Genomic DNA, 958 nt, shown 5'->3' with positions numbered 1-958 from the left:
ACCCCGCAGCAGGTGGAAAACGCCGCGGAAATCGCGATGGAACACAACCTCGGCCTGACCTGTGACCCGATCGGCGGGCTCGTGCAGATCCCCTGCATCGAACGCAACGCCATCGCCGCCGCGAAGGCCATCAACGCCGCCAAAATGGCACTCTGGGGCGACGGCACCCACCGGGTGTCACTCGACGAGGTCATCGTGACCATGCGGGAGACCGGCAAGGACATGAGCTCCAAGTACAAGGAGACCGCGATGGGCGGCCTCGCCGTGAACGTGGTCGAGTGCTAGGACGGAGACGGACATGAACAGAGCCAAGCAGTCCAGAAAGTACGGGCATCAACCGGCCGGCACAGCGCCGGCCAAGCGCAGAAACGGGCGGAGCCACAGGTTCGGTGAGGCGTGGCTCGTTGGTGCCACCGGCCTTGCCGGTCTCGTAGTGATTCTCTACGCCTCCAGCCTCTACACGCAGTGGTAGCCGCCTCCGGTCGCCTGAGCACGTCCATCAGCAGCACGCCTAGAACCCTGATGCCGCCACGAGCGGCGCACATGCAAAGGAAACACATATGTCACTGGCACCAGAAGGCCGGAAAATGCTGCGTATTGAGCAGCGCAATGCGGCCACCCCGGTGGAACGCAAGCCGGATTGGATCAAGGCCAAGGTCCAGATGGGGCCCGAGTTCGTGCAGCTCAAGAACCTCGTCAAGAAGGAAGGCCTCCACACCGTGTGTGAAGAGGCCGGCTGCCCCAACATCTTCGAATGCTGGGAAGACAAGGAGGCCACCTTCCTGATCGGCGGCTCCGAATGCACCCGGCGCTGCGACTTCTGCCAGATCGACACCGGCAAGCCCTCGCCCGTGGACGTCTTCGAACCCACCAAGGTGGCCCGCTCCGTCCTGGCCATGCAGCTGCGCTACGCCACCGTCACCGGCGTGGCCCGCGATGACCTCGCCGACGAGGGCGT

The 958-nt window shown here is 64.3% G+C and carries 1 protein-coding gene and 1 pseudogene; both read left to right on the top strand.

Features of this window, described 5'->3' with window-relative positions; all coding sequences use genetic code 11:
* On the top strand, positions 1 to 285 hold a 285-nt coding region (locus AC1DF4_RS19140), incomplete at its 5' end, for an L-serine ammonia-lyase, iron-sulfur-dependent, subunit alpha (RefSeq protein WP_476913545.1).
* A gap of 275 nt (positions 286 to 560) precedes the next feature.
* Positions 561 to 958 (top strand): annotated as a pseudogene (locus AC1DF4_RS19135) (lipoyl synthase); the annotation flags it as partial.

The organism is Arthrobacter sp. 05N429 (assembly GCF_056397045.1).
Note: the sequence above shows the minus strand (reverse complement) of the source record. Positions and strands in the feature narration are given on the sequence as shown.